Raw genomic sequence first — 3735 nt, 5'->3', positions numbered from 1 at the left:
TCCACGACGGCGGCAAGGTCGTCTCAAAGGTCCTGGCGGAACGGTACTCGCTGGTGATCCTGGACGTGATGCTCCCCGGGCTTTCGGGGATGGAGGTCCTGAAGGAGATCAGGAGGCAGTCCGCCATCCCCGTCTTGATGCTCACCGCCCGGGGCGACGACGTGGACCGCATCGTGGGTCTCGAACTTGGGGCCGATGATTACCTGCCCAAGCCCTTCAACCCCAGGGAACTGGTGGCCAGGATCAGGGCGGTGCTGCGGCGGGGTCGCCTTGATGGTTCCCGGATTCCCCAGGCGGGGGCCTACCGCGTGGGCGACATGGTCATAGACCCCGCCGCGAGGCACGTGAGCACCGGCGACACCCGTATAGACCTGACCACCGTGGAGTTCGACCTGCTGGAGATCCTCGCCCAGTCCTCGGGCACTGCCATGTCGCGGGAGTCCCTCGTGAAAAGCGTCCTGAAAAGGCCCTTCTCCCCCTTTGACAGGAGCCTCGACGTCCATATCAGCAACCTCCGCAGGAAGATCGGTACCTACTCCGACGGCTCCGAACGCATCAAAACCATCCGGGGCCTCGGCTATATTCTCGCCCTACCGCCGGAGGATCTCAAGCCGTGAGGGAACGGAAGCTTTTCCTGAGGATATTCCTCTGGTTCCTGGGTGCCATGTTGCTGATGGCCTTGGTGAGCGTCCTGCTGACGGTCTTCATGACCCAGCAGGGCATAATCCTCACCGGCCAGCAGGAAGCCCTGTCGAACGCCCTCGACAGGAACGGGAAAAGGCTTTTGGAGCTGTACGAGACGGAAACCCCCGCCCGCCTCAAGGAGGAAATAGAAAGGATCAGGAGCGAAACGGGTCTCGCGATATTCATCTTCGACGGGCAGGGGACGCCGGTGCCGGTCGAAGGCGCCCCCTCGGGGGAATTCCTGGTCAGGCTCGGCAAGGATGCCCTGGACCTCCTGGACCAGGGGACGACCTTCCAGACCAGGGGGGGGTTCTCGTCGGTCTTCAGAAAAGTGGCGTCCTCCTCAGGCAAGGACTACATCCTGGTGGGTGCCTTCCGGAGATCACCCTACATAGCTAGGGTCCTGACGGGCAACCCCAAGGCTCTGGCGATCCACCTCCTGGGGTTGCTTGCCACCGCCCTCGTGTTTTGCTTCCTGCTCGCGAGGTACCTCTCGGACCCCCTGGTCCGGCTGAGCAGGACCGCCCGGTCCGTCTCGGGTGGCCGCCTGGATACCCCGGTGGACGACGGGGTCAAAAAACGTTCCGACGAGATAGGGGAGCTGGCCCGTAGTTTTGAGGCCATGACGAAGCACCTGACGACCCTGCTTGAAGCCCAGCGGCGCCTCATCAGGGACATCTCCCACGAGCTGCGTACCCCCCTCGCCCGTCTCGGCGTTGCGCTCGAACTGGCGAGGAAGAAGTCCGGGGCCGTGGCGAAGGAGTCCTTGGACAGGATAGGACGTGAATCAGAGGTCCTGAATGACATGATAGGGGACCTGCTCTCCCTGTCGAGGCTTGAGGCGGAGATGGAGCACATGGATTTCGAAAAAACGGACCTTGGCTCTATCCTCGACTCCGTCGCGGAGGACGCTAACTTCGAGGCAAGGGCCATGAAACGCGATGTGATACTTATCTACTCCGACGACCTGGGGCCGGTGAGGATTTACAGCGAATTGGTTCGGAGGGCTGTGGAGAACATCGTCCGCAACGGGTTCCGGTACGCCCCCGAAGGGACTCCTGTCACCGTAAGGGCGGAACGCCGTGACAGGGAAGGCCGCCCCGGGGTCTCCATCTTGGTTCTCGACAGGGGGCCCGGCGTACCGAAGGCCGAACTGGAGGAGATCTTCAAACCCTTTTACAGGACCGAGGCGTCCCGATCCCGTGACACGGGGGGGACCGGTCTTGGTCTTGCCATTGCCCGCAAGGCGGCCCTCGCCCACGGCGGTGATATCCATGCCGAACTTCCGCCCGGCGGAGGCCTTCTCGTGGAGATGTGGCTGCCGGTCCACCCGTTGGACCAGTAAAGAATCGCCTTTTCTCCCGCGATATTCTCTTCAGAGGGTACAATCAAAAGTGCTCAGGCAAGCCATACACAGAGGAAAAAGGTGAGTTGATCCTTGGACGACAATCGCATGACGCCGCCGGTACTGGCGGCCCTGGTAGCAGTTTATTTCTTTTGGGGTACCACCTACCTGGGGATGAAATTCGCGATCGAGACGCTTCCGCCCTTCATCATGCTAGGCCTCCGGTTCACCACGGCGGGGGCCATCATGTTCGCCTGGGAGTGGGTACGGCTAAGGCCCAGGATAACCTTGAGCCAGTGGAAAGGCATGGGGATGGTGGGGTGCCTCATGCTACTGGGCGGAACGGGAGGGGTCGCCTGGTCGGAACAGGTGGTGCCCTCCAACATTGCAGCCGTCGTCGTGGCCACGGTGCCACTCTGGATAGCCATAATTCGCTGGGTCTTTCTTCGCCATGACCGGCCCGAAAGGCTGACCATCGTGGGGCTTCTGACGGGTTTCGTCGGGATAATCATGCTAGTGGCCTTCACGAGTGGCCCTTCCGCGGCCGAGGGTTACGGTCTGGGGTTCGTCGTCCTTGGTTTTTCGACCTTCCTGTGGTCCGTGGGTTCTCTTTATTCGAGGGCGGCCGATCAACCCGAATCGCCAGCCCTGGCCATTTCGATGCAGATGATCGTCGGGGGCCTCTTGAACCTTTTCTTGGGGATCCTGTGCAACAGGGGTTCCATGATATCCTTGGCCGAGATATCGATGAGATCCGCCATGGCCCTCGGGTACCTAGTCGTGTTCGGGTCGATCGTGGGCTTCAGTTCCTACATCTGGCTCCTGAAGAAGACCGATCCGGCCCTGGCCTCCAGTTACGCCTACGTGAACCCTATCGTGGCTATTATTCTGGGGTGGCTCCTGGCCGGCGAGAGGCTCAACGCGGGAAGCCTTGCCGCGACGTCGGTGATCCTCCTAGGGGTTATCCTCATAGTGAGAGGGACGGTGAGGCCGGCTATCCGGTCGTCTTGACAACCGTGGCTCCCCAAAATGAAGTGAAGGGCTCGCCCCGGGGCGCGCCCTTCCTTTTTTGATATGGGGGGGAATTTATTTCCCTCCCGGGATCGGTTTCTTTACGATCGGCGGCACCGGTTTTTTCTGCCCCGGAGCGGGCCCGGGGTTTTTCGTCAGTATCGGTGGCGCCGGTTTGTTCGGACTCTTCGGTGGTGCCGGTTTATCCTGGAACTTGGGTGGCGTCGGTTTGTTCGGAGTCTTCGGTGGTGCCGGCTTATCCTGGAACTTGGGCGGCGCCGGTTTGTTCGGAGTCTTCGGCGGTGCCGGTTTATCCTGGAACTTGGGCGGTGCCGATTTATCATGGAACTTGGGGGGTGCCGGTTTGTCCTGGATCTTGGGGGGTGCCGGTTTGTCCTGGGACTTCGGCGGCATCGGCCTTTGCGTGCTTGGCAGCGGCGACGGCCTTTCGCGATCCCGTTGCCGGTTTTCCCTCTCCCGGATCATGGAATCGAAGGCCTTCCGCTGCTTGTCGTCCAGGATCGATCGGAACCTGTCCCTCGAGTCGCGGGGCGGCGCCAGGCTTTCCTGGCGTCTCTGGAGAAGGTCCCGCCTGTACCGGTCAATATCGCGGAAGGAGCCTCGGTCCCAGTTCCTCTTAAGGTAATCCTTCTCGAGGTCCCTGTAGCGTTTCTCCCTGTCCCACTGCCGGGAGT

The 3735-nt window shown here is 61.4% G+C and carries 4 protein-coding genes; all 4 read left to right on the top strand.

From position 1 onward, the window contains the following. Positions 1-617 (top strand): response regulator transcription factor (locus GX108_06525; GenBank protein NLO56690.1); only part of this gene is annotated, 617 nt, incomplete at its 5' end. Continuing rightward, positions 614-2029: a HAMP domain-containing protein gene (locus GX108_06520; protein NLO56689.1), complete on the top strand. Its 1416-nt coding sequence runs from the start codon at positions 614-616 to the stop codon at positions 2027-2029. The genes GX108_06525 and GX108_06520, both read left to right, overlap by 4 nt. 108 nt (positions 2030-2137) lie before the next feature. After that, the gene (locus GX108_06515; protein ID NLO56688.1) at positions 2138-3040 is read left to right on the top strand and encodes an EamA family transporter; all 903 of its coding nucleotides are present in this window, start codon (positions 2138-2140) and stop codon (positions 3038-3040) included. A gap of 175 nt (positions 3041-3215) precedes the next feature. Then, on the top strand, positions 3216-3686 hold the full coding sequence (locus GX108_06510) for a hypothetical protein (protein ID NLO56687.1): 471 nt from the start codon (positions 3216-3218) through the stop codon (positions 3684-3686). Positions 3687-3735: the final 49 nt, after the last annotated feature.

It is taken from the genome of Thermovirga sp. (assembly GCA_012523215.1).
Classification (GTDB): Bacteria; Synergistota; Synergistia; order Synergistales; family Thermovirgaceae; genus 58-81.
The sequence above is the reverse complement of the archived record's forward strand: the minus strand, read 5'-3'. Positions and strand labels throughout refer to the sequence as shown.